Source organism: Rhodococcus sp. W8901, assembly GCF_013348805.1.
Taxonomy (GTDB): Bacteria; Actinomycetota; Actinomycetes; order Mycobacteriales; family Mycobacteriaceae; genus Prescottella.
The window spans coordinates 3,684,598-3,708,311 of the sequence record NZ_CP054690.1 but is presented as its reverse complement, the minus strand read 5'-3'; the positions used below and the strand labels follow the sequence as shown (position 1 = coordinate 3,708,311).

Sequence of the window (23,714 nt, the reverse complement as noted above, 5' to 3'; positions counted from 1 at the left end):
CCAGTCGCGCAGCACTGAAAGCCTTTAGGGCAGCGGCGCGAGCACGTTCGAAGTAGCAAGGGGTAGCCGTCCGATGGCAACGTACGCGATCGTCAAGACCGGCGGAAAGCAGTACAAGGTCGCTGTTGGTGACCTCGTCAAGGTCGAGAAGATCGAGGGTGAGCCCGGCACCGCTGTCTCGCTTGCCCCGGTCCTCGTGGTCGATGGGTCCGAGCTGACCACCGACGCCGACAAGCTGGCGAAGATCTCCGTGACCGGTGAGGTCGTCGAGCACACCAAGGGCCCGAAGATCCGGATCCACAAGTTCAAGAACAAGACCGGCTACCACAAGCGCCAGGGTCACCGTCAGAAGCTGACGGTCCTCAAGGTCACCGGCATCAAGTAGCTCGAGCTTTTCACCGATTCCTGGAGGGATTCGACATGGCACATAAGAAGGGCGCATCCAGCTCCCGTAACGGTCGCGATTCAAACGCACAGCGACTCGGCGTCAAGCGCTTCGGCGGCCAGTCCGTCAGCGCCGGTGAGATCCTCGTGCGCCAGCGTGGCACCCACTTCCACCCCGGCGTCAACGTCGGTCGTGGCGGTGACGACACCCTGTTCGCTCTCGCTGCGGGCGCCGTCGAGTTCGGCACCAAGCGCGGGCGCAAGACCGTGAACATCGTTCCGGTCGCGGCAGAGGCCTAGGTCTGCTGCCACTTACGGTTCGGACTCGGTGACGAGTCCGATTCCGTTCCGATCTCCCAGTAGGGGCGGGCCAGGGTCTCAAACCCTGCCCGCCCCTACTGTCGTTTTCACCGCAGTGCGTCGTCTCCGTCACACTGCATCAACCGCAAGATCTTTGACTGAGGAAGGATCCGGCAGTCATGTCCCGATTCATTGACCGCGTGGTGCTGCACGTCAGCGCCGGAAAAGGCGGCAATGGTTGCGCCTCCGTCCACCGCGAGAAGTTCAAGCCGCTCGGCGGCCCCGATGGTGGAAACGGTGGTCGCGGCGGGGATGTCGTGCTCGAGGTGGACGGCAACGTCCACACCCTTCTCGACTTCCACTTCCATCCCCGCGCGAAGGCGACCAACGGCACCCAGGGGATGGGTGGCAACCGTGAGGGTGCCAACGGCTCCGATCTGACCCTCAGGGTGCCCGACGGCACCGTCGTCCTCGACAAGGCGGGCAACATCCTGGCCGACCTCGTCGGGGTCGGTACCCGATTCGTCGCAGCCCGTGGCGGTCGCGGTGGCCTCGGCAACGCCTCGCTGGCGTCCAAGGCGCGCAAGGCCCCGGGCTTCGCGCTGCTCGGCGAGGACGGCGAGGAAGGGGACCTGGTCCTCGAGCTCAAGTCCGTCGCCGACGTCGGGCTGGTGGGCTTCCCGTCCGCCGGCAAGTCGTCGCTGGTGTCCGTCCTCTCCGCTGCCAAGCCGAAGATCGGCGACTACCCGTTCACGACGCTCCAGCCGAACCTCGGTGTGGTGTCGAGTGGTGACACGACGTTCACGGTGGCCGACGTGCCGGGGCTGATCCCGGGGGCCAGCCAGGGTCGTGGCCTCGGCCTGGACTTCCTGCGGCATCTCGAGCGGTGCGCGGTGCTCGCGCACGTCGTGGACTGCGCGACCCTCGAGCCGGGTCGGGACCCCATCTCCGACGTCGACGCGCTCGAGGCCGAGTTGGCGGCGTACCAGCCCGCGCTCCAGGGCGACGCCGGCCTCGGTGACCTCGCCGACCGGCCGCGCATCGTGATCCTCAACAAGGCCGACGTGCCCGAGGCCGCCGAGCTCGCCGAGATGGTGACCCCGGACTTCGAGGCCCGCGGCTGGCCGGTGTTCACGATCTCCGCGGTGAGCCGAGACGGATTGCGGCCCATGACCTTCGCGCTCGCGAAGATGGTTGACGACTACCGCGAGGCGCATCCCAAGGCGGAGCCGAAGCGGCAGGTGATCCGTCCGATCGCCGCGAAGGAGACCGGATTCAGCGTCATTGCCGACCCGGAGAACCCGGGCGGCTTCATCGTCCGCGGCACCCAGCCCGAGCGGTGGGTGCGACAGACGGCGTTCGACAACGACGAGGCCGTGGGCTACCTGGCGGACCGCCTGGCCCGCCTCGGCGTCGAGGACGAGTTGGTCAAGCAGGGCGCCGAGCCCGGCGCGTTCGTGACCATCGGCGACGTCGGCTTCGAGTGGGAGCCGCAGACGGCGGCGGGCGTGGACATCGTCCGCACCGGCCGCGGCACCGACGCGCGACTGGACCAGGTCGACCGCATCGGAGCCCCCGAACGTAAGCATGCGCAGCGGGCGCGGCGCGGACTGCCGAGTGAGGATCCCAAAGACAAGTGAGTGAGACCAGAGCCTCCATCGCGTCGGCGCGCAGCATCGTCGTCAAGATCGGGTCGTCGGCGATCACCAGCTTGATCGGCGGACTGGATGTGGGCCGGCTCAACCTGCTCGCGGACGCGCTCGAGGCACGGATGCGGGCCGGGTCCGACGTGGTCGTCGTCTCGTCCGGCGCGGTCGGCGCGGGCCTGGCGCCGCTCGGGTTGACCCACCGCCCAAGGGATCTCGCGACCAAGCAGGCTGCGGCGAGCGTGGGTCAGCTGGCGCTGGCCCACGCGTGGGGTACGTCGTTCGCGCGGTACGGCCGCACCGTCGGTCAGGTGCTGCTCACCGCCGACGACATCGCCCGTCGCACGCAGCACCGCAACGCGCAGCGCACTCTCGACCGGTTGCGGGCGCTACATGCGGTCGCGATCGTCAACGAGAACGACACCGTCGCGACCACCGAACTGCGGTTCGGTGACAACGACCGGCTCGCTGCGCTGGTCGCGCACCTGGTGGGTGCGGACGCGCTGGTGCTGCTCTCCGATGTCGACGGACTGTACGACGGTGATCCCCGAAAGGGCGGGGCCACACTGATTCCCGAGGTCAACAGCCCCGAGGATCTCGACGGTGTGGTGGCAGGCTCCGGGGGCGCGCTCGGCACCGGCGGGATGGCGTCCAAGCTCTCCGCCGCGCGTCTGGCCGCCGATTCGGGTGTCCCGGTGCTGCTGACCGCGGCCTCCGACGCGGCGACCGCCCTCACCACCGCCGATGTCGGCACGGTCTTCGCGGCTCGGCCGCATCGCATGTCGGCGCGCAAGTTCTGGGTGCGTCATGCGGCCGACACCCAGGGCGCGCTGCACCTGGACGCCGGCGCGGTACGGGCAGTCGTGGAGCGTCGGCGATCGCTGCTGCCCGCCGGCATCACCGCGGTCGGCGGCCGCTTCTACGGCGGCGACGTGGTCTCGCTGATCGGCCCGGAGGAACGTCCGGTGGCGCGCGGCGTGGTGGCGTACGACTCGACCGAGATCGAGGAGATGCTGGGGCGCTCGACCACGGATCTGCCGGCGGACATGCACCGCCCGGTGGTCCACGCCGACGATCTGGTGCCGCTGTAGCGAGCCCGATCAGCCTGGCAGGGCGGCGACGAGGGACTGCAGGACCTCGGAGCTGCCCTGCTCGAGTTTGAGGGCGGCGAACTCGTCGCCGCGGGTGGTACCGCGGTTGACGATGACGACCGGGATGCCGTCGCGGGCGGCGCGGCGCACGAATCGCAGCCCGGACATGACGGTGAGCGACGAGCCGACGACCAGCAGGGCGTCGGCGTCGGTGACCATCTGGAACGACGCCGCGACCCGCGGTTTCGGGACACTCTCGCCGAAGTACACGATGTCCGGTTTGAGCATGCCTCCGCACGCGGCGCAGTCGACCATCCGGAAGTGCTCGGTGCTCTCGACGACAGCGTCGGCATCGGGGGCGATCTCCACACCGCTTGCGGCGGAGACGGTCTCGGCAAAGCCGGGGTTGGCGGCGTCGAGGCGCTCGGCGAGCGTCATCCGCGACATCCGGTTGCCGCAGTCGAGGCAACGGACCTGCGCATAGCTGCCGTGCAGATCGATGACGTGCCGGCTGCCGGCCTTGGTGTGCAGCAGGTCGACGTTCTGGGTGATCACGCCCTGCACGACGCCGGCGTTCTCGAGTGCCGCGAGCGCGCGGTGGCCCGCGTTGGGCCGGGCCGCATCCATGTGCCGCCACCCGAGGTGATTGCGGGCCCAGTAGTGCCGCCGGAACGACGGGTCGCCGACGAACTGCTGGTAGGTCATCGGGTTGCGCGGGGGAGAGTCGGGTCCGCGGTAGTCCGGGATCCCGGAATCGGTGGAGATGCCCGCGCCGGTCAGTACGCACACGCGACGGCCGCGGAGCAGGTCGAGCATTCGGTCGATCACCCGATCCAGGGTAGGCGCGTGTCCGATCCGTTCAATCCACGACCGCCGTCGGCGTTCGAGAATTGTCGCCATGACCACAGTGAAACCGATCCCCGACGGATACCGAACCCTGACGCCGTACCTGGCCGTCCCCGACGGGGACGCCGCCCTGAACTTCTACGTCCGCGGTCTGGGCGCGGTGATCGTCGACCGGATGGACGCCCCGGACGGCACCGTGATGCACGCCGAGATCCGGATCGGCGACTCGATGCTCCAACTCTCCCAGGAGATGCCGGACTTCGGGCTGAAGGCGCCCGAGCAGGGTTGGGTGCATTCGTCGCTCGTCGTGTACGTCGAGGACACCGACGCGTTCGTCGACGCCGCCGTGCGTGCGGGCGCGCACCTGATCACGGCCGTGGCGGACACCTTCTCGGGTGACCGGCACGGGGTGTTCCTCGACCCGTTCGGCCACCGCTGGGCCGTCTGCACCCGGGTCGAGGACGTCCCACCGGAGGAGGTGGCCCGCCGGGCGCGGGAGCTGTTCTTCCCCGACCCCGTGAGCTGATCGGCCGATCGGGGTGGGCAATTTCGTGAAAGCGCCCACCCCGAGGTCCGGCACTCTCTATCGTGTCCGATTTGGACGTATGTCCAGCGTCGTCGGCGGCCACACGTTCGTCCGGCGCGCCTCGGACCACGAGAGAGAGCCCTTCATGGTGCCAACCCAGAGCAGTGCCGCAGGCCCGTCGGCTCGCCGCGCTCACGTGATTCGCACGATCCTCGCGATCGTCGTGATCGCGCCGCTGTCCTTCGCGGCGTTCTACATGTGGGCCCTGTGGGATCCGGGCGACACCGTGAACCGGATGCCCGTCGCGATCGTGAACTCCGATGCGGGCGCCGACGTCGACGGCACTCGCATCGTCGCCGGAGACGAGGTAGTGGCCGCCCTCGTCGAGAGTGGCGACGTCTCGTGGAAGGTGGTCTCGCCGCAGGAAGCACAGACCGGTGTCGACGATGGCACCTACTACTTCTCCGTCGTCATCCCGGAGACGTTCAGCGCCGACGTCGCGAGTGCCGCGACGGGGAACGGGCGCAAGGCCCAGCTCGACGTCGTCTACAACGACTACAACAGCCTCGTCGCGACTCCTGTCGGCGAGAGCGTGATGGCACAGGTGCGGTCCGCGGTCTCCGAGTCGATCGGTGAGCAGTCCGTCGACCAGGTCCTCGTCGGACTCGGCGACGTGGGCAAGGGGATGGGTGAGGCGGCCGCCGGCGCGCAGCAGCTCTCCGACGGCACCGGAGAGGCTCTGGCCGGCACCAACCAGCTGTACGCGGGCAGTCAGGAGCTCGCGACCGGACTCGGGCAGGCGAACGCGGGAGGCAAGGAACTCGCCACCGGCGCGGGCCAGCTCGCGACGGGCGCCGACGAAGCGGCCGCCGGATCTGGTGAACTCGGCGCCGGGTTGAACCAGCTCGTCGGTGGCACCGACGAGCTCGGTGCCGGCGCCAAGCAGATCAGCGAGATCGTCGACATGGTGACCGGCCCCGTGCTGGCCATCGTCGGTGAGTCGGGCGAGATCGGCGGTCAGCTCGCGGAACTGCGGGACGGGGCACGCGAACTCGCGCGTCAGCTCACCGACCCGACGGCCGACTACCGCGGCGGCCTGATGGCGGCCACGGCGGGCGCGGGCGAGCTGAACTCGGGGCTCGGCCAGCTCTCGCAGGGCGCGCACCAGCTCGCGACCGGTGCGAACGAACTGTCGGCCGGGCTCGGGCAGCTCGCCCCCGGCAGTGTCCAGCTGCGTGACGGCCTCGGCGAACTCTCGAAGGGCGTCGGCCAGCTCGACGAAGGCAGCACCCAGCTCGCGACCGGACTGTCCGACGGCGCCAAGCAGGTGCCGCAGTTCAGCGAGGAGGAGCGCGCCACCACCGCGAACCTGCTGTCCTCGCCGGTCGCGGTTGCCGAACGCAACCCCAACCCGGCCGCCGGGTTCGGTCCGGGCGCCGTGCCCGCGGTGATGTCCGTGCTGCTGTTCCTCTGCGGCATCCTGATGTGGTTCGTGGTCCGACCGCGGCCGGGCCGCCCGCAGCGCGTCCACGCGGGCGTCGTCCGGGAGGGCCTGCGCCGCTACCGGATCCCGGCGCTGGTGACCCTCGTCGCGGCCCTGACGCTGTCGGTGGTGGCGTTCGTGGTGGCCGATGTGGACCCGCCGAGTGTGGTCGCGATGATCGCGGTGATGATCCTGGTCGGCGCGGCGGCGGTCGCGTCCGGTCGGCTGTTCACCGTCGTCTTCGGTGCGGTCAACGGCACCTTCATCGCGCTCGGCGCGTTGATGATCCAGATCTTCGCGTTCGGCGCGGTCTATCCGATCGAGCAGATGCCGACGCCGGTGCAGTGGCTGCACGCGCTGATGCCGCTGACGTGGGCCCGCAACGCGATCCGCATGGTGCTCGTCGGGTACTACGGGCCGCGCTTCTGGATCGCGGTCGCGGCACTCGCCGCGCTCGTCGTCGTGGCGGTGGCCTTCACCATCTGGTGGCGCCGCCGGCAGGAACCGGCGGCGGACGAGATTCCCCCGATGGAGGATCCGACCATCGAGATGCAGCGGATCGGCTGATCCCTGCGGCCGGCGGGCCGGAACTGACGACGGTGGTGGCCGGGTCGACGAATCGACCCGGCCACCACGTGTCTTCGCGCGCTGTGGGCGGAACCTACGACGCCGCGGCATCGGTCTCGTCGAGGGAGACGAGCGGGTAGACGCCGTTCTCGTCGTGCACCTCGCGACCGGTCACCGGGGGGTTGAACACGCACAGCATGCGCATCTGGGTGACGGGCTCCACGCGGTGCCGTTCGTGGCCGTTCAACAGGTACATCGACCCGGGCCGCAACTGGTACACCTCGCCGCTGTCGAGGTCGGTGAGGATGCCGTCGCCCTCGACCAGCCAGACCGCCTCGATGTGGTTGGCGTAGTGGAATTCGTTGACCGATCCGGCGCGAATCGTGGTCTCGTGGAACGAGAATCCCACGCCGTCGCCGGCGAGAACGATGCGCTTGCTGCGCCAGTTGCCGTCGTCGCTCGTGATGTCGCGGTCGGTGTCGGTGATGTCGTCGGTCGTGCGAACGATCATGAGAGTTCCTCTCGTCGCTGAAGTGTGGGCGTGGGCGCGGTCAGGCGAAGACCTTGGCGGTGGCCTCGGCCAGGATGCTCAGCCCGTGATCGAGTTCGGCGTCGGTGATGGTGAGCGGCGGCAGCAGCTTGACCACCTCGTCCGACGGGCCGGACGTCTCGGCCAGCAGTCCCTCGTCGAACGCGATGCCGCACACCTTCACGGCCATCCCGGGATCGTCGAACACGAGACCCTGGACCATGCCGCGGCCGCGCGTGCTCACGCCGTCGAAGGTGACAGCCAGGTTCGAGAAGATCTGGTTGATCCGCGCGCCCTTGGCGAGCGTGGCCCGATGCAGTGCGTCGTCCGACCAGTAGTGGTCCAGGGCGGCCGTCGCGGTCACGAACGCGGGGTTGTTGCCGCGGAACGTGCCGTTGTGCTCGCCCGGCGCCCACAGGTCCAGCTCCGGCTTGAAGAGGGTCAGCGCCATCGGCAGGCCGTAACCGCCGATCGACTTCGACAGCGTGACGATGTCCGGGGTGATGCCCGCGACCTCGAACGAGAAGAACGGGCCGGTGCGTCCGCACCCCATCTGCACGTCGTCGACGATCAGCAGGATGTCGCGGCGGGTGCACAGCTCGGAGAGGGCGCGCAGCCATTCCGGCCGGGCAACGTTGACGCCGCCCTCGCCCTGCACGGTCTCGACGATCACCGCGGCCGGGCGGTTGAGTCCACTACCCGAGTCGTCCAGGACGCGCTCGAACCAGTGGAAGTCCTCCATGACTCCACCGAAGTAGTTGTCGAACGGCATCGGCGTCGCGTGCACCAACGGCACACCTGCGCCGGCACGTTTCATGGAGTTGCCGGTGACCGACAGTGCACCCAACGTCATACCGTGAAAAGCGTTGGTGAAGTTGATGACCGACTCGCGGCCGGTGGCCTTGCGGGCCAGTTTCAGTGCGGCCTCCACCGAGTTCGTTCCGGTGGGACCGGGGAACTGGACCTTGTAGTCGAGCCCGCGGGGCTCGAGGATGTTGCGCTGGAAGCTCTTCAGGAAGTCGCGTTTGGCCACGGTCGACATGTCCAGGCCGTGGGTGATGCCGTCGCTCGCGATGTAGTCGATCAGGGCCTGTTTCATGACGGGGTTGTTGTGCCCGTAGTTGAGGGCGCCCGCCCCGGCGAAGAAGTCCAGGTAGTCGCGGCCGGCCTCGTCGCGGATCCAGGCTCCGGACGCTGACTCGAAGACGGTCGGCCAGTTCCGGCTGTAGCTCCGCACCTCGGACTCGAGGGATTCGAAAATGCTGGTCTCGACAGTGGTCATGAGTGAGTGTTCCTTCCTCAGGAAGCGTGCTGCGGCGAGATCGTGTAGAGATTCTCAGCTGCATGCGCGTCGGGAAAGTCGTTCGGGGAAAACAGCTTCCGGTCGGTGATCGTCGAACCTCTGCGATGGGCGACGGACGTGAACAGCGCGATCGACGCGACATTGTCCGGGCTGATCGTGGTCTCCAGATTCCAGACGCCTTGCAGCGCAACGCGGTCGAGGAGATCGTTCAGCATGCGTCCGGCCAGTCCCCGGCCTCGCTGGGCGGCATCGACGGCCACCTGCCACACGAACAGGGTGTTCGGGGCCTCGGGGCGAATGTATCCGGTGACGAATCCGGTCACCCGGCCGTCGACGGTGGAGACGATCGACGTGTCTTGAAAGTCTCTACACCACAACAGGTATGAGTAGCTCGAGTTGACGTCGAGCGTCTGTGAATCCTTGGCGATCTCCCAGAGCCGGACTCCGTCTGAGATCTGTGGCTTACGGAACTCCACCGCGTCCGGCACGGTGGTCGGGGTAACTCGCGTTTGTATTGGCGTCATTGATGAATCGAACGTAACAACCCTGCGTCACGATTTCACGGATCCCCGGAAATCGGGCAGATGAGACCCCGCAGTCGTGCAGGTGGGGCACTCAATGTGAGCCTGGTCACGTTCGGTATCACTTGGGGGTGGCGAGCGCGAAAGGAAGGACGGAGGGAGCTCCTGCCCGGCGGAGGATCCGCGCCGCCATCGTCAGCGTCCAACCCGTGTCGGTGACGGCGTCGAGCAGCAGCACCGGGCTGTCGATTCCGGTGAGATCGGGCACCTCCCACGCGCCGTCGAGACCCGCGACACGGTAGGCCGAGTTGGCCGCCGAGACGGGCGGATGGTCCGGCCGCTCGTGCAGCACTCCCAGGTCGGTGAGGCGACCCACCTCGGCGAGCCGGGCGGTCAGGGACCGCATGAGCACCGGGTGGGTGGTGGACTCGAGGCACATGACGGCGGCGGGCCGCTCCGCCCAATCCCAGGCCGCCAGGACCTTGATGCACGCATCGACGACGGCGTCGGGCACGGGCGCGTCGGGGCCGTCGAGCAGCGTCCGCAGGCGCTGTCCCCAGCCGAGGTCGGACAGTCGGCCCAGGACGCGGCCGGTGTCGGGGCCGTCGGTGATCTTGCCGGACAGGCTGATTCCGAGCTTCGCCATGCCGGTGGGCCACTGCTTGCGGGGGAGCAGGTCGATGCCGGGCCGTTCGAGCCGCTGCCTGGTGTCGGCGACCGCCGCCTCGCTGACCGTGGCGCTGTACTTGGGGCCCGCGCAGTTGTCGCAGCGGCCGCAGCGCCCGTCCCCGTCGCCCAGCCCGGGGTCGTCGAGCTGGCGGCGCAGGAACGTCATGCGGCACTCGTCGGTGCGCTCGTACTCGAGCATGGCTTCCTGCTCGGCCTGGCGTGCCACCTCGAGGCGGCCGTAGCGTTCCGCGTCGTACGTCCAGGGCTGCCCCGTGGCGACCCAGCCGCCACGGACCCGACGCACCGCGCCGTCGACGTCGAGGACCTTGAGGACCAGTTCGAGTCGCGTCCGGTTGAGTTCGACGAGCGGTTCGAGGGCCTGCGTGGACTGCGGACGTTCGGTGTCGAGGACGTCGATCACCTTCCGGACGATGTGTTCGCGGGGGAACGACACCGAGGCGAAGTAGCTCCAGATCTGCTGGTCCTCGCTGCCGGGCAGCAGCACCACCTCGGCGCTGTCGGTCGATCGGCCGGCGCGGCCCACCTGCTGGTAGTACGAGATCGGGGACGAGGGTGCGCCGAGGTGCACCACGAAACCCAGATCCGGCTTGTCGAAGCCCATCCCCAGCGCCGACGTGGCGACCAGCGCCTTGACGTCGTTGTTCAGCAGGTCGGTCTCGAGTGCCTCCCGCTCGGCGGCGTCGGTCTGCCCGGTGTACGCGGCGACGCGGTGGCCGCGGTCGGCCAGCAGGCTCGCCAGGTCCCGCGCCGCGGACACGGTCAGGGTGTAGATGATCCCGGATCCGGGCAGTTCGTCGAGGTGCTCGGCGAGCCACGCGGCGCGCTGGGTGGCGTTCGCGATCCGGACCACCGACATGTGCAGCGACTCGCGCTCGAGGCCGCCGCGCAACACGAGGGTCTCGGCGCCGCCGACACCCAGCTGCGCCGAGACGTCCGCGACGACGCGGTCGTTGGCGGTCGCGGTCGTCGCGAGGACGGGAATCCCCTCGCCCAGTTCCTCCACGAGGGTGCGGATCCGGCGGTAGTCGGGCCGGAAGTCGTGACCCCAGTCCGAGACGCAGTGCGCCTCGTCGACCACGACCAGACCGGCGTCGGCGGCGAGCGACGGCAGCACCTGGTCCCGGAAGTCGGGATTGTTGAGACGCTCGGGGCTGACCAGCAGCACGTCCAGTTCCCGGGCCGCGACGCGCTGGTGGATCTCGTCCCACTCCGTCATGTTGCCGGAGTTGATCGTCGCCGCGCGCACGCCGGCGCGTTCGGCCGAGGCCACCTGGTTGCGCATCAGGGCGAGCAGCGGCGAGACGATGACGGTCGGCCCGTGCCCGTGCGCCCGCAGCAGCTTCGCGGCGATGAAGTACACCGCCGACTTGCCCCAGCCGGTGCGCTGCACCACCAGCGCGCGCCGTCGTCCGACGACCAGCGCCTCGATCGCGGTCCACTGGTCCTCGCGGAGCGTGGCCTGCGGGCCGGCCAGCTCCCGGAGCAACCGTTCGGCCTCGTCACGGAGATCTGCAGTGGTCGCGGTCGTCATGGGTCCATCGTGCCCGAGGGGGCCGACAGGTCGGCGACGACGGTCGGATCAGCGGCGGGAACGCCCGTCGCTGGGGTGTGTCGCGCGTGCCATGTGCAGGATCGGGAACGGGCGCCCGTCGTCATCGGTGGCCGAGCGACCCGTCGTGACGAAGCCGTGGTGCCGGTAGAAGTCGACCGCGCGGGGATTCTGTTCGTTCACATCCAGATGCAGATCGGGATGCTCGGCTACCGCTCGGCGCAGAAGTGCGGATCCGACGCCGCGACCGAGGCGTGCGCCGTCGACGAAGAGCATCTCGAGGGAGCTTCCGGCCAGCCCCGAGAATCCGGCCGGTAGCCCGTCGACCGTCGCGACCGTCACCTCGACGGCGGGGAGGTAGTCGCCGAGCATCCGTGACTCGTAGAAGTCGACGTCGTCCGGTGTCAGGAAGTCGTGGGTGGCCTCGACGGCGCTGCGCCAGATGCGCACGAGGGCGGGCCACTCCCGAGGCCCGAGGCACGGGCGCAGCGCGGGTGCGATCGGTGTGTTCACAGGGGGACCGTACGGACGGACGCCGAGCGTGCCAAGTGAATTCGGTATCAGGTGTTCTCGGACAGGAGCGCCTCGATCTCCGCGCGCGTCGGCGACGCGGCGCTCGCGCCCGGTCGGGTGGTGGCCAGCGCGCCCGCCGCGCAGGCGAAGGTCAGGGCGTCGCGCGGGCCGCGGTCCCACGCGAACGCGAGTGCGCCGGTGAAGGCGTCGCCGGCTCCCGTGGTGTCGACGGCATCGACGTCGGGGGAGCCGACCTGCACCCGGTCGCCCTGCGGGCCGCGGTAGCGCGCGCCGTCTGCGCCGAGGGTCGTCACGACGTGCGCCACCCGCGCGAGGGTGTCCCGGCCGAGCTGCTGCTCCTCGGTCTCGTTGACGACGAGGACATCGACCGAAGCGATCAATTCGTCCGGAAGGGGCCGTGCCGGAGAGGGATTGAGCATCACGACGGTGTCGTGCGCGGAGCCGTGCCGGGCCGCCGCGGTCACCGTCTCGACCGGAATCTCCAACTGGCACAACAGGACGTCGGCGTCGGCGACCGGCCTCAGCTCCTCGTCGGTGAGGTCGAGGACGCGCGAGTTGGCGCCGGGGAGCACGACGATCGAGTTCTGCCCGTCGTCGTCGACAGTGATCACGGCGACCCCGCTGGGTCCCGACACCTCCCGCAGTCGCTCGGCGTCGACCTCGGCGTCGACGAGAGCCTGGCGGAGGTCGAGCGCGAAGGTGTCGTCGCCCACCGCGCCGACGAAGGCGACGTCCGCGCCCGCCCTGGCGGCCGCGATCGCCTGGTTGGCACCCTTGCCGCCCGGGGTGGTCGCGAAGGTTGTGCCCAGGATCGTCTCGCCCGGCGCGGGCATCCGAGGTGTCCGGGCCACCAGGTCCATGTTGATGCTGCCGACTACGACCACTCTGTTCGCGGACATCCCTCGACCCTAGGCGCGGCGAGGTCGGCGCGCCTGGAGCGTGCCGTCTGGCCGCGGGTCGGCGTTCGTCCGACGATTGGGGTTGCGGTGGCGGCCGCTCAGGGCCAGGCGCGCAGGGCAAGCTCGGCGACGCCCTCGAGTTGGACCCGGCCGGCCCCCTGGCGGGCGGCGTGGGCCAAGCCGTTCAGCACCGTCAATGTGTAGCGGCTCAGTGTGACGGCGTCCGTGTCGGCCGGCAGAACGTGCGCGTGGATATCGGTCCGGATCTTTGCGGCGAACGCCGTGACGTTGCTCGTGCGGAGTTCGGTCAGCAACGCTGCGACCTCGGCGTTGGATGTGCCCGCGTCGCCATCGACAACGAGGCAGCCGGCCGGAAGGTCTGGGCGGGTGTAGCGCAGCGGGCCGTCGCGGAAGACCCGGGCTGCTGCCGCCTTCGCGGTCGGCTCCTCGGCCAGCGCGCGGTCGATGAAGCCGCCGTAGCGCTCGACATACACCTGAAGCGCCTCGGCGAAGAGTTGCTGCTTGTCGCCGAACGCGTTGTACAGGCTCGGGGCCCCGATACCGAGTTCTTCGGTGAGATCGCGCACCGAGGTGGCCTCGTAGCCCTGACGCCAGAACAGCCGGATCGCCTTGTCCAACGCCGCATCTCGATCGAACGAGCGAGGGCGCCCGCGAAGCGTTGTCACCATGGGTCACATTTTAGAGCAAGCGCTACACAAGGTGCTAGGGTCTTCTTTCTGTAACGGTCACTAAAGAAATGGAGTGGGGTACATGGATCGGCGGGCTACGGCTGAGGGACAGTGGATCGGCGTCGGCGGCGGGGTGATGCTCTGATGCCGACGACAGTTTTCGTCCTCGGTTTCGCGATCTTCGCCCAGGGCACCAGCGAACTGATGCTGGCCGGGCTGGTTCCCGATATTGCTGTCGACCTGGGCGTTTCGGTCCCGCAGGCGGGCCTGTTGATCTCAGGTTTCGGGCTCGGGATGGTCATCGGAGCCCCGGTCCTCACGATCGCGACCTTGCGGTGGCCCCGTCGTCGCGCTCTGCTGCTGTTCACCGGGGTGTTCGTCCTCGCGCACGTGGTGGGGGCCACGAGCTCGAGCTTCGAGACGCTGTTCGCAAGCCGGTTCATCGGTGCGTTCGTGTACGCGGGGTTCTGGGCCGTCGCCGCGAGCACCGCGATGGAACTGGTTCCCGGTCACCGGCGCGGCCGCGCGATGAGCATCGTCGCCGGTGGACTCACCGTGGCGACGGTGATCGGGCTGCCCGCCGGTACCTGGATCGGGCAGAACTTCGGTTGGCGTGGTGCATTCTGGGCGGTGGTCGTCCTGTCGTTGCCGGCGATGGCCGGTGTCGCGGCGCGGGTGCCCGCCCTGACGCCGAGTGAGCCGCCGCGGGTTCGTGATGAGCTTCGAGCGATGGCGCGGCCCCGTCTGTGGCTGTCCTATGCCATGACCGCGGCTTCGACGGCCGCGCTGCTCGTCACGTTCTCCTACCTGGGCGCCTTGCTGATCGACACCACCGGGCTTGCGCCGGCGTGGGTTCCCGCGGTGCTGTCGGTCTACGGAGTCGGGGCGCTGCTGGGCATCGCGCTCGGGGGTCGGGCTTTCGACAGGTGGCCCGTTCGGGTCCTCGGGGTCGGGTTCGCCGGATTGCTCGTCTGCTCGGCCTTGATCGCGCTGACCGCCGAATCGGTTCTTCCGATGGTGATCCTGGTGTTCCTCCTCGGAGCGACAGGGTTCGGTGCCAACCCCGCGCTCAACGCGCGGGTCTTCGGAATCGCTCCGGCGGCACCGGCGCTCGTCGCGGCAGGCAGTACCGCCTCGTTCAACGTCGGCATCAGCGTCGGCCCCTGGCTCGGTGGACTCGTACTCACTGCCGGATTCGGGTACCCCAGTGTCGGCTGGATCGGCGCAGCCCTCGCCCTGGTCGCGCTCGTCCTCCTAGGGGCCGAGACGCTCGCCCTCGGACGAGAACGACGAGCGCCGACGTCCGGGACGAAGGCCTTGCCGATCGTGGTCGTGAGGTAGGCGTAAGCGCAGAACTAGTCGATGGCATTTCCGAGCACCGTGGCCCCGACGGCACGCTCGACGGCGGCGTCGTCGGTGACCGTGCCCTCAGTAGCGAGAGGAAGCGCGCCCGAGGAGGGCGTAGTAGCCGCCGACGACCAACGCGCCGAACACGGCGCCGACGGCGAGCGCGATCCGGCCGGTCTCGGTGAAGAAGAGCAGCACGACGACGAACGCCAGGAATGTGAGTGCGATCCAGTTAGTGTAGGGCGCGCCGGGCAGTCGGTAGTCGGACGCCGGCAGCGCGCCGCTGTTGACGAATCGGCGGTAGCGGAGGTGGCACATGAGGATCACGCCCCACACGAAGATGATCCCGATCGTCGACACCGACGTGATGTAGACGAAGGCGCGATCGGGAGACAGGACGTTCACGATGACGCCGATGACCATTGCGCCGGCCGACATGGTGAGACCCGCGTACGGAACCTGCCGGCTGCTGAGCCGGCTCAACGCCGCGGGCGCCTGGCGGCGCAGCGAGAGGCTCCGCAGCATCCGGCCCGTCGAGTAGATGCCGGAGTTGCACGACGACAGTGCCGCGGTGAGGAGCACGAAGTTCATGATGCCGGCGGCTGCCGGGATGCCGATCTGCTCGAACACCTCCACGAACGGGCTCTTGCCGGCCTCGAAGTCCCGCCAGCTCGCGACCGACAGGATGACGATGAGAGAACCGACATAGAACAGCCCGATGCGGAACGGCAGGGTGTTGATCGCCTTGCGCAACGTCTGTTTGGGATTCTCGGCCTCGCCCGCCGTCACACCGACCAGTTCCACGCCGACGTACGCGAACATCACCACTTGCAGGCTCATCAGTGCGCTGCCGAATCCGTTCGGGAACACACCGCCGTCGGCCCACAGGTTCGTCACGGTCGGGTTGGTCGCGTGACCGAAGCCGATCGTGAGCACCCCGATGCCGATGAGGATCATGCCCAGGATCGCGGTGATCTTGATGGCCGAGAACCAGAACTCGGCCTCACCGAAGAGCTTCACCGAGATCAGATTGGCGCCGAACAACACGAGCAGCACCACCAGTGCAGTCAGCCACGTGGGCACACTCGGCCACCAGTACTCGACGTACTTGCCGGCGACGGTGATCTCGGCCATACAGGTCGCGGCCCACACCGCCCAGTACGCCCAGCCGGTCGCGAACCCGAAGAACCGGCCCAGGAACTCCTCGGCGTACTCGGCGAAGCTGCCCGAGATCGGCCGGTAGGTGAGGAGTTCGCCGAGCGCCCGCATGATGACGAAGATCACGAGACCGGCCGCGAGGTAGACCAGGATCAGTGACGGTCCGGCCTCCTCGATCGCACCGCCGGCGCCGTAGAACAACCCGGTGCCGATCGCGCCGCCGAGGGCGATCATCTGGATGGTGCGCGAGTTCAGTCCGCGGCTGTACCCCTCCGAGGGCGCTTCGGGGATCGTCTCGTGTCGTGACAATGACATTTCCTTACGCAGACGGCGCGTGGGCAGATAGATTATGCGCCCGGCGCGGTCGCTAATCTGTAGAGATGACTGCCGCGACGCATACTTCACCCGCAGCCGGCGAAGCCGGGGACACTCGGGAGGCGGTGCACGGCGCCGCTCGCCGCGCGCGTGTCGCGTCCCGTGTGCTGGCGCTGCTGACCACCGCGCAGAAGGACGCCGCCCTGCATGCGGCTGCGGATGCCGTTCTCGCCGCGACCGACGCCGTCCTGGCCGCCAATGCCGAGGACATCGAGGCCGCGCGTGCGGCCGGTACCGAGGAATCGCTGCTCGACCGGCTGCGGCTGACCGCCGATCGGGTCGAGGGCATCGCGTCCGGCCTGCGTCAGGTCGCGGGCCTGCAGGATCCGGTCGGCGAGATCGTCCGCGGTTCCACGCTGCCCAACGGGCTCGAGATCCGCCAGGTCCGCGTCCCGCTCGGTGTGGTCGGCATGGTCTACGAGGCCCGCCCCAACGTCACGGTCGATGCGTTCGGCCTCGCGCTCAAGTCCGGCAACGCGGCGCTGCTGCGCGGATCGTCGTCGGCGGCCGAGTCCAACGCCGCGCTCGTGAAGGTGCTGCGCGCCGCCCTCGCGACGGAGGGACTGCCCGAGGACGCTGTGCAGCTGCTGCCCAGCGCGGACCGCTCGAGTGTCACCCACCTGATCCAGGCCCGCGGTCTGGTCGACGTCGTCATCCCGCGCGGTGGCGCCGGGCTGATCAACGCGGTGGTGCGCGACGCCACCGTGCCCACCATCGAGACCGGTGTCGGCAACTGCCACGTCTACATCCACTCCGCGGCCGACCTGGACATGGCCGAGAAGATCGTCCTCAACGCCAAGACCCGGCGTCCCAGCGTGTGCAACACCGCGGAGACGCTGCTGATCGACGCCGCGATCGCCGACACCGCGGTGCCGCAGCTGCTGCAGGCCCTGCAGATGCAGAGCGTCACCGTGCACGGCGACCTGCCCGGACTGGTGCCGGCCACGGAGGAGGACTGGTCCGAGGAGTACCTGACTCTCGACATCGCGCTCAAGGTCGTCGACGGTCTCGACGCGGCCGTCGAGCACATCGACCGGTACGGCACCGGCCACACCGAGGCCATCGTGACGTCCGATTTGTCCGCCGCGCGCGAGTTCACCGCCCGCGTCGACGCCGCCGCGGTTATGGTCAACGCCTCGACCGCATTCACCGACGGTGAACAGTTCGGGTTCGGCGCAGAGATCGGGATCTCCACGCAGAAGCTCCACGCCCGCGGCCCCATGGGCCTGGGCGAGCTCACCTCGACCAAGTGGACTGTCTGGGGAGACGGTCATACCCGACCGGCCTGACGGCCCGAAAGGAGCGAGTGTGGACCGGGCCCTGCCGACTGCACCGCCGCTGTTCGCGAGCGTCGACGACGTCATCGCGCGACTCGCCGAGACCGGCTACCTCTCCGACAAGGCGACCGCCACCGCGGTGTTCCTCGCTGACCGATTGGGCAAGCCGCTCCTGATCGAGGGCCCCGCCGGCGTCGGCAAGACCGAACTGGCCCGCGCCGTCGCGCAGACGTCGGGCGCGGAACTGGTGCGCCTGCAGTGCTACGAGGGCGTCGACGAGTCTCGCGCGTTGTACGAGTGGAACCACGCCAAGCAGATCCTCAGGATCCAGGCCGGCAGCGATCACAGCTGGGACGCCACCAAGCAGGACGTGTTCTCCGAGGAGTTCCTGCTGTCGCGCCCGTTGCTGACCGCGATCCGCCGCGAGGACCCGACCGTGCTGCTGATCGACGAGGTCGACAAGGCGGACGTCGAGATCGAGGGTCTGCTACTCGAGGTCCTCAGCGACTTCGCGGTCACCATTCCCGAGCTCGGCACGATCACCGCGACGCGCAAGCCCTTCGCGGTGCTCACCTCCAACGCGACACGGGAGCTGTCGGAGGCGCTCAAGCGTCGCTGCCTGTTCCTGCACCTCGAGTTCCCCGACGCAGAGCTCGAGCGCCGGATCCTCGCGAGCCGCGTCCCGGAACTGCCGGAGGCCATCGCCGAGCAACTCGTGCGCACCGTCAACGTGCTGCGCGGCATGCAGCTCAAGAAGGTGCCGTCGGTGTCGGAGACCATCGACTGGGGTCGCACGCTGCTCGCGCTCGGTCTCGACACTCTCGACGACGACGCGGTCCGCGCCACGATGGGTGTCGTGCTCAAGCATCGGGCCGATCAGCAGCGCGCCGCCGCCGAGCTGCGCCTCAACTGAGGGGATCGAGCCGATGGCCACGTCGCCAGCACACCGCCGTGGAGGTCCGCCGGCGCCGCACGGAATTCCGGGTCATCTCGTCGACTTCGTCGAGGCGCTGCGGCGCCGCGGGATCTCGGTCGGCCCGTCCGAGACCGTCGATGCCGGCCAGGTGATGTCGGTTCTCGATCTCCTGGACCGCGAGGCGCTGCGCGAGGGGCTCGCCTGCTCGCTGCTGCGCCGCCCGACGCACCGCGCGACCTTCGACGCGCTGTTCGACCTGTGGTTCCCCGTCGGAGTCGGTGCGCGCGACGACAGTGGCATCGACCGGTCGCTGCCACGGTCGCCCGACGGCGAGGTCGACCTCGACGCGCTGCGGGAGCTGTTGGCCGAACTCCTCTCCGGCGACTCGCCCGAGGCCCTCGAACAGCTCGAGGTGCTGGTCGCGCAGATGGTCGACGAACTCGGCCGGTACGAATCGTCCAACGGGCCGTCGTTCTCGGCGTACCAGGCGCTGCGCAACGTCGCCCCCGACAGGCTGATCGAGAAGATCCTCTCCGGGTTGCTCGGCAATCAGCAGGACGGCGAACGACCTGCGGGGGACTACGCCTCCGAGGTGGCCAAGCGCGCCGCGGTGCAGCGGATCACGGACTTCCGCAAGATGGTCGAGTCGGAGACCCGGCGGAGGTCCGCGGAACAGATCGGCAAGGAGAGGGTCGCGAGCTACGGCGTGCCCAAGCTCGCCGAGGAGGTGGACTTCCTGCGTGCGTCGGACGCGGAGCTGACGGCCCTGCGGCGCAGCGTCACCCCGCTGGCGCGGCTGCTGGCGAGCCGGCTGGCGGTGCGTCGCAGTCGGGCGCGGGCGGGCGCGATCGACCTGCGTCGAACGCTGCGCAAGTCCATGTCCACCGGCGGCGTCCCGATCGATCTGGTACAGCGTAAGCCGCGCCCGGCCCGGCCCGAGCTGGTGCTGCTGTGTGACGTCTCCGGCTCGGTGGCCGGGTTCTCCCATTTCACGTTGCTGTTGGTCCATGCTCTGCGTGAGCAGTTCTCGCGGGTGCGGGTGTTCGCGTTCATCGACACCACCGACGAGGTCACCCGGTTCTTCGACACGGGCTCCGACCTGGGCGTCGCGATGTCGCGGATGGTCCGGGAAGCCGACCTGATCACGTACGACGGACACTCGGACTACGGTCACGCGCTCGGGGTGTTCGCGGAGCGGTACGCGCAATCCATCACCAGCCGCAGCTCGCTGCTGGTCCTGGGTGACGGGCGCAACAACTACCGTGATCCCGGTCTTCCCGCGCTCGAACACCTGGTGTCGGTCGCCAAGCACGCGCACTGGCTCAACCCGGAACCGCATGGTCAGTGGGGTACGGGTGACTCGGCGGCGCTGGTCTACAACGAGGTGATCGACATGCACGAGTGCCGATCCGCGCAGCAACTGGCCGCGGTGGTTGCCGGTTTGCTGCCTGTGTGAATTCGTGAGCTGCGTCAACCCGTAAGCTGGATCATCGTGCAGCAGCCGACAGCGATCACCCGACGGCGCCGCCTGGGCGTGATGGGTGGCACCTTCGATCCGATCCACCACGGGCACCTCGTGGCGGCCAGTGAGGTCGCGGATCGATTCGACCTCGACGAGGTGATCTTCGTGCCCACCGGTCAGCCGTGGCAGAAGGACGATCGCGAGGTCAGCCCCGCCGAGGACCGCTACCTGATGACGGTGATCGCCACGGCGTCGAATCCGCGGTTCTCGGTGAGCCGCGTCGACGTGGACCGAGCCAAGGTCACCTACACGGTGGACACGCTGCGGGACCTGCGAACGCAGCATCCCGACGCCGAACTGTTCTTCATCACGGGCGCCGACGCGCTCGAGAGCATCCTGTCGTGGCAGGACTGGGAGGAACTGTTCGCGCTCGCCAAGTTCGTCGGCGTCTCGCGGCCCGGCTACGAGCTGCACACCGAGCACCTCTCGTCGCACCTCGAGCGGCTGCCGCGCGACGCGGTGACCCTGATCGAGATCCCGGCCCTGGCGATCTCGTCGACGGAGTGCCGACTGCGGGCCAGCGAACACCGGCCCGTCTGGTACCTCGTGCCGGACGGCGTGGTCCAGTACATCAGCAAGCGCAACCTGTACCAGCCGAGCGGTGTGGCACGCCTGGACGGTGCGGTCACGATGTCCGAGCCGGTTCCGGCGCGACAGTCGCCCGGCGAAGCACCCGCAGACCCTTCACAATCTTCAGTACAAGCAGAACCGGGAGAACACTGAGTGAGCGCATCGAACGACGCCATGGAGATGGCACGCATCGCGGCACTGGCGGCCGACGAGAAGTTGGCCTCGGACGTGGTGGTGCTCGACGTCTCGGAGCAGTTGGTGATCACGGACTGTTTCGTCATCGCCTCCGCCCCCAACGAGCGTCAGGTCAACGCGATCGTCGAGAACGTCGAGGACAAGCTGCGCGAGGCCGGGCACAAGCCCGTGCGACGCGAGGGCACCCGTGAGGGTCGCTGGGCGCTGCTCGACTACGTCGACATCGTCGTCCACGTCCAGCACACCGACGAGCGCAACTTCTATGCGCTGGATCGGCTGTGGAAGGACTGCCCGGAGATCCCGGTCGAGGGTGTCGAGCCGCGGCAGCTGTCGATCGAGCCCGATCCGGCGGACGACGCCGGGGAGCCGGAGCAGTGACCTCGGCCGCGGCGGGGCCCGCGGTCAAACGTCTGATCCTGCTGCGGCACGGTCAGACGGAATACAACGCGTCGGACCGGATGCAGGGACAGCTCGACACCGACCTGTCCGATCTGGGCCGCGCGCAGGCGAAGACGGCGGCGCAGGCGCTCGCCGACAAGCGTCCGTTCGCGATCGTGTCGTCGGATCTGCGCCGCGCGCACGACACCGCGCTCGCGCTCGGCGACCACATCGGGTTGCCGGTGGAGACCGATGCCCGGCTCCGGGAGACCCACCTGGGGGACTGGCAGGGCCTCACCCACACCGACGTCGACGTCATCTCGCCCGGTGCGCGCGCACGGTGGCGCACCGACGCCGAATGGGCGCCGCCCGCCGGTGAGAGCCGGATCGACGTCGCGGCCCGCAGCCTGCCCGTCGTGCTCGATCAGCTCGAACGGTACGGATCCTGGGGTTCGGATCCGTTGGTGCTGGTCGCACACGGCGGCCTCATCGCCGCGCTCACGGCGCGACTGCTCGACCTGCCGGTGGATCGGTGGCCGGTGCTCGGTGGACTAGGAAACACCAGCTGGGTGCAGCTCAGCGGACACGGGGAGGGGACAGATCCGGTATGGCGATTGGATGTGTGGAACGCGTCAGCGAGCGTGGCCAGTGACGTCCTCTGACGGCCCCGCCGTCGTGACGTCCGCTGACGGCCCCGCCGTCGTGACGTCCTCTGACGGCCCCGCCGTCGGTGACAGCTCGGGGCAGCCGGTGCTGCTGGTCGTCGCCGACTCGTTGGCCTACTACGGGCCGAAGGGCGGGCTGCCGGCCGACCATCCGCGGATCTGGCCGACCCTGGTCGCGAAGGATCTGGGCTGGCGGGTGGAACTCGTCGCGCGCATCGGCTGGACCAGCCGTGACGCGTGGTGGGCGATCACACAGGACCCGCGGGTGTGGGCCGCGGTGCCGCAGGCCGGTGCCGTCGTCTTCGCGGTCGGCGGCATGGATTCGCTGCCGTCACCGCTGCCGACGGCGCTGCGTGAACAGCTGCGCTACATCCGGCCGCCGGCGTTGCGGCGCGTCGTCCGGTCCGGTTACCAATGGCTGCAGCCACGGCTGTCGAAGCTGGGCCGTCCGGTGGCGTTGCCGCCCAAGCTGTCGGTGGAGTACCTGGAGAGCTGCCGCGACGCGTTGGCAGCGATCCGCCCGGACCTGCCGGTGATCGGCACCTATCCGTCCGTGCATCGCTGCGATGCCTACGGTCGTGTGCACACCGGGCGTGCCCCCGCGGTCCGTGCCCTCGAGGCATGGTCGTCGGACAAGGGTGTGCCGATGGTGGATCTCGCGGCCGCGGTGCGGGAGAACGTCTTCTCGGATCGTGCGAATCCGGACGGAATCCATTGGGGCTGGGACGCGCACGAGGAGGTGGCGGCCGCGATGATCGACGCGATCAAGAACGTCCGTCGCTCGACCACCTCCGACGAGATCGAAATAGGGTAGTGGCGTGCCTGTCGTCGTAGTCACCGACTCCTCCGCCTGTCTGTCGCCCGAACTGGTGGACCGGTACGGCATTCGGGTCGTGCCGCTGCATCTGCTCAGCGGTGGCACGGATCTGCGTGACGGCATCGACGACGTCCCGGACGATCTGTCGGGGGTGACCACCTCGGGCGCGTCTCCGGGAGAACTCGGCGACGCGTATGCGGCGGCATTGGCCGACAGTGGCGGCGACGGGGTGGTGGCCGTCCACATCTCGCGGCAGCTGTCGGGCACGTGGGAGGCGGGCCGGCAGGCGGCGCACAAGCTGGGGGAGATGGTCCGCATCGTCGACTCGGAGTCGACGGGGATGGGTCTGGGTTACCCGGCGCTGGCCGCGGCGCGGGTCGCGCGCGCGGGAGGCAGCCTCAAGTCGGTGTATCAGAGAGCGGTCGAGGTCGCGGCGCGCGGACGGACGTCGATCGTCGTCGACCGCCTGGACCATCTGCGACGCGGTGGCCGGATCGGAACCGCTGCGGCGCTGCTCGGCACCGCGTTGGCGATGAAGCCGGTCCTGCACCTGGTCGACGGCAAGCTGGTGCTGCGCGAGAAGACACGGACCTCGACGAAGGCGCTCGCGAAACTGGTCGATGCGGCCGTGGAGCAGGCGGGCGCGGAGCGCGCGGCGATCGCGGTGCATCATTCGCAGGCGCCCGAGCGTGCCGAGGAGATCGCCGCTCAGCTGAAGGAACGGATCCCGGATGTCAGCGAACTGATCGTCACCGAGATCGGGTCCGTGCTCGGCGCGCACGTCGGACCGGGTGCGATCGGCATCGTCGTCTGTCCCGGGGGCGCGGACGCGGCGCTGCCGGAACACGATTCCGGCCCGTCATCCACAGCCGATCTCTGATCCACAGGATTTCTTTCCGGCGGGCTCTCCGGGGTTCCGCCGTCGCGGCGGGACCCT

24 protein-coding genes are annotated in these 23,714 nt (G+C 69.1%); 15 read left to right on the top strand and 9 right to left on the bottom strand.

Annotated elements, in window-relative coordinates:
- Positions 1-73 precede the first annotated feature (73 nt).
- The 4 genes from rplU (at position 74) to proB (ending at position 3,421) form a co-directional block, all read left to right on the top strand.
- Positions 74-385 carry a 50S ribosomal protein L21 gene (gene rplU / locus HUN07_RS17390; RefSeq protein WP_005512259.1) on the top strand — a complete coding sequence of 104 codons (312 nt, stop codon included), beginning with the start codon at positions 74-76 and terminating at the stop codon, positions 383-385.
- A gap of 35 nt (positions 386-420) precedes the next feature.
- Positions 421-684, top strand: a complete 264-nt coding sequence (gene rpmA, locus HUN07_RS17385; RefSeq protein WP_013416501.1) for a 50S ribosomal protein L27 — start codon at positions 421-423, stop codon at positions 682-684.
- A 179-nt stretch (positions 685-863) separates the two neighbouring features.
- Positions 864-2,324: a GTPase ObgE gene (gene obgE / locus HUN07_RS17380; protein ID WP_174911419.1), complete on the top strand. Its 1,461-nt coding sequence runs from the start codon at positions 864-866 to the stop codon at positions 2,322-2,324.
- Positions 2,321-3,421 (top strand): glutamate 5-kinase, encoded by a 1,101-nt coding sequence (proB, locus tag HUN07_RS17375; RefSeq protein ID WP_114719043.1) that lies wholly within the window; start codon positions 2,321-2,323, stop codon positions 3,419-3,421. The genes obgE and proB overlap by 4 nt, the downstream gene beginning before the upstream one ends.
- A 9-nt stretch (positions 3,422-3,430) precedes the next feature.
- Here the strand turns inward: proB and HUN07_RS17370 are convergent, their stop codons facing one another.
- Positions 3,431-4,249 (bottom strand): NAD-dependent protein deacetylase, encoded by an 819-nt coding sequence (locus HUN07_RS17370; RefSeq protein ID WP_217487140.1) that lies wholly within the window; start codon positions 4,247-4,249, stop codon positions 3,431-3,433.
- A 70-nt stretch (positions 4,250-4,319) separates the two neighbouring features.
- On the opposite strand from HUN07_RS17370, the gene HUN07_RS17365 reads away from it, so the two are divergent.
- Positions 4,320-4,793, top strand: a complete 474-nt coding sequence (locus HUN07_RS17365; RefSeq protein ID WP_114719045.1) for a VOC family protein — start codon at positions 4,320-4,322, stop codon at positions 4,791-4,793.
- Between the two features lie 145 nt (positions 4,794-4,938).
- Positions 4,939-6,843: a YhgE/Pip domain-containing protein gene (locus HUN07_RS17360; protein ID WP_174911414.1), complete on the top strand. Its 1,905-nt coding sequence runs from the start codon at positions 4,939-4,941 to the stop codon at positions 6,841-6,843.
- A gap of 94 nt (positions 6,844-6,937) precedes the next feature.
- Here the strand turns inward: HUN07_RS17360 and HUN07_RS17355 are convergent, their stop codons facing one another.
- The 7 genes from HUN07_RS17355 to HUN07_RS17325 form a co-directional block, all read right to left on the bottom strand.
- Positions 6,938-7,354: an ectoine synthase gene (locus HUN07_RS17355; protein ID WP_174911411.1), complete on the bottom strand. Its 417-nt coding sequence runs from the start codon at positions 7,352-7,354 to the stop codon at positions 6,938-6,940.
- 40 nt (positions 7,355-7,394) lie between these two features.
- Positions 7,395-8,654 (bottom strand): diaminobutyrate--2-oxoglutarate transaminase, encoded by a 1,260-nt coding sequence (gene ectB / locus HUN07_RS17350; RefSeq protein ID WP_174911408.1) that lies wholly within the window; start codon positions 8,652-8,654, stop codon positions 7,395-7,397.
- Positions 8,655-8,671: 17 nt separating this feature from the next.
- The gene (ectA, locus tag HUN07_RS17345; protein WP_174911406.1) at positions 8,672-9,199 is read right to left on the bottom strand and encodes a diaminobutyrate acetyltransferase; all 528 of its coding nucleotides are present in this window, start codon (positions 9,197-9,199) and stop codon (positions 8,672-8,674) included.
- Between the two features lie 118 nt (positions 9,200-9,317).
- Entirely contained in the window at positions 9,318-11,417 is a 2,100-nt protein-coding gene (locus HUN07_RS17340; protein WP_174911403.1) for a RecQ family ATP-dependent DNA helicase, read from the bottom strand.
- A 48-nt stretch (positions 11,418-11,465) separates the two neighbouring features.
- Positions 11,466-11,948, bottom strand: coding sequence for a GNAT family N-acetyltransferase (locus HUN07_RS17335; protein ID WP_174911400.1), 483 nt, complete (start codon positions 11,946-11,948; stop codon positions 11,466-11,468).
- A 47-nt stretch (positions 11,949-11,995) separates the two neighbouring features.
- Positions 11,996-12,868, bottom strand: a complete 873-nt coding sequence (locus HUN07_RS17330) for a ribokinase (RefSeq protein WP_174911398.1) — start codon at positions 12,866-12,868, stop codon at positions 11,996-11,998.
- Between the two features lie 98 nt (positions 12,869-12,966).
- Entirely contained in the window at positions 12,967-13,506 is a 540-nt protein-coding gene (locus tag HUN07_RS17325; protein WP_254622573.1) for a TetR/AcrR family transcriptional regulator, read from the bottom strand.
- Between the two features lie 195 nt (positions 13,507-13,701).
- Between HUN07_RS17325 and HUN07_RS17320 the strand changes: the two genes are divergently transcribed.
- Entirely contained in the window at positions 13,702-14,898 is a 1,197-nt protein-coding gene (locus tag HUN07_RS17320; protein WP_174911392.1) for a Cmx/CmrA family chloramphenicol efflux MFS transporter, read from the top strand.
- A gap of 87 nt (positions 14,899-14,985) precedes the next feature.
- Here the strand turns inward: HUN07_RS17320 and HUN07_RS17315 are convergent, their stop codons facing one another.
- The gene (locus HUN07_RS17315) at positions 14,986-16,377 is read right to left on the bottom strand and encodes an amino acid permease (protein WP_114719053.1); all 1,392 of its coding nucleotides are present in this window, start codon (positions 16,375-16,377) and stop codon (positions 14,986-14,988) included.
- Positions 16,378-16,442: 65 nt separating this feature from the next.
- On the opposite strand from HUN07_RS17315, the gene HUN07_RS17310 reads away from it, so the two are divergent.
- The 8 genes from HUN07_RS17310 (at position 16,443) to HUN07_RS17275 (ending at position 23,657) form a co-directional block, all read left to right on the top strand.
- Positions 16,443-17,726 carry a glutamate-5-semialdehyde dehydrogenase gene (locus HUN07_RS17310; RefSeq protein ID WP_174911389.1) on the top strand — a complete coding sequence of 428 codons (1,284 nt, stop codon included), beginning with the start codon at positions 16,443-16,445 and terminating at the stop codon, positions 17,724-17,726.
- Positions 17,727-17,745: 19 nt separating this feature from the next.
- On the top strand, positions 17,746-18,627 hold the full coding sequence (locus HUN07_RS17305) for an AAA family ATPase (RefSeq protein ID WP_114719055.1): 882 nt from the start codon (positions 17,746-17,748) through the stop codon (positions 18,625-18,627).
- A gap of 13 nt (positions 18,628-18,640) precedes the next feature.
- Positions 18,641-20,086 carry a vWA domain-containing protein gene (locus HUN07_RS17300; protein WP_174911386.1) on the top strand — a complete coding sequence of 482 codons (1,446 nt, stop codon included), beginning with the start codon at positions 18,641-18,643 and terminating at the stop codon, positions 20,084-20,086.
- Positions 20,087-20,167: 81 nt separating this feature from the next.
- The gene (nadD, locus tag HUN07_RS17295) at positions 20,168-20,875 is read left to right on the top strand and encodes a nicotinate-nucleotide adenylyltransferase (RefSeq protein WP_254623011.1); all 708 of its coding nucleotides are present in this window, start codon (positions 20,168-20,170) and stop codon (positions 20,873-20,875) included.
- Positions 20,876-21,295 (top strand): ribosome silencing factor, encoded by a 420-nt coding sequence (gene rsfS, locus HUN07_RS17290; RefSeq protein ID WP_114719058.1) that lies wholly within the window; start codon positions 20,876-20,878, stop codon positions 21,293-21,295. It begins immediately after the preceding gene.
- Positions 21,292-21,957, top strand: coding sequence for a histidine phosphatase family protein (locus HUN07_RS17285; RefSeq protein WP_174911383.1), 666 nt, complete (start codon positions 21,292-21,294; stop codon positions 21,955-21,957). Before rsfS ends, HUN07_RS17285 begins: the two co-directional genes overlap by 4 nt.
- Positions 21,958-21,997: 40 nt before the next feature.
- Positions 21,998-22,774, top strand: coding sequence for a diglucosylglycerate octanoyltransferase (gene octT / locus HUN07_RS17280; RefSeq protein ID WP_174914821.1), 777 nt, complete (start codon positions 21,998-22,000; stop codon positions 22,772-22,774).
- Between the two features lie 4 nt (positions 22,775-22,778).
- Positions 22,779-23,657, top strand: coding sequence for a DegV family protein (locus HUN07_RS17275; RefSeq protein WP_174911380.1), 879 nt, complete (start codon positions 22,779-22,781; stop codon positions 23,655-23,657).
- Positions 23,658-23,714: the final 57 nt, after the last annotated feature.

Coding starts and splice junctions, on each gene's coding strand:
- nadD (WP_254623011.1), top strand. CDS start 20,168: ATGGGTGGCACCTTCGATCCGATCCACCACGGGCACCTCGTGGCGGCC.
- ectB (WP_174911408.1), bottom strand. CDS start 8,654: ATGACCACTGTCGAGACCAGCATTTTCGAATCCCTCGAGTCCGAGGTG.
- ectA (WP_174911406.1), bottom strand. CDS start 9,199: ATGACGCCAATACAAACGCGAGTTACCCCGACCACCGTGCCGGACGCG.
- HUN07_RS17300 (WP_174911386.1), top strand. CDS start 18,641: ATGGCCACGTCGCCAGCACACCGCCGTGGAGGTCCGCCGGCGCCGCAC.
- HUN07_RS17355 (WP_174911411.1), bottom strand. CDS start 7,354: ATGATCGTTCGCACGACCGACGACATCACCGACACCGACCGCGACATC.
- HUN07_RS17310 (WP_174911389.1), top strand. CDS start 16,443: ATGACTGCCGCGACGCATACTTCACCCGCAGCCGGCGAAGCCGGGGAC.
- HUN07_RS17340 (WP_174911403.1), bottom strand. CDS start 11,417: ATGACGACCGCGACCACTGCAGATCTCCGTGACGAGGCCGAACGGTTG.
- HUN07_RS17360 (WP_174911414.1), top strand. CDS start 4,939: ATGGTGCCAACCCAGAGCAGTGCCGCAGGCCCGTCGGCTCGCCGCGCT.
- HUN07_RS17320 (WP_174911392.1), top strand. CDS start 13,702: ATGCCGACGACAGTTTTCGTCCTCGGTTTCGCGATCTTCGCCCAGGGC.
- obgE (WP_174911419.1), top strand. CDS start 864: ATGTCCCGATTCATTGACCGCGTGGTGCTGCACGTCAGCGCCGGAAAA.
- HUN07_RS17365 (WP_114719045.1), top strand. CDS start 4,320: ATGACCACAGTGAAACCGATCCCCGACGGATACCGAACCCTGACGCCG.
- rpmA (WP_013416501.1), top strand. CDS start 421: ATGGCACATAAGAAGGGCGCATCCAGCTCCCGTAACGGTCGCGATTCA.
- HUN07_RS17315 (WP_114719053.1), bottom strand. CDS start 16,377: ATGTCATTGTCACGACACGAGACGATCCCCGAAGCGCCCTCGGAGGGG.
- rplU (WP_005512259.1), top strand. CDS start 74: ATGGCAACGTACGCGATCGTCAAGACCGGCGGAAAGCAGTACAAGGTC.
- HUN07_RS17330 (WP_174911398.1), bottom strand. CDS start 12,868: ATGTCCGCGAACAGAGTGGTCGTAGTCGGCAGCATCAACATGGACCTG.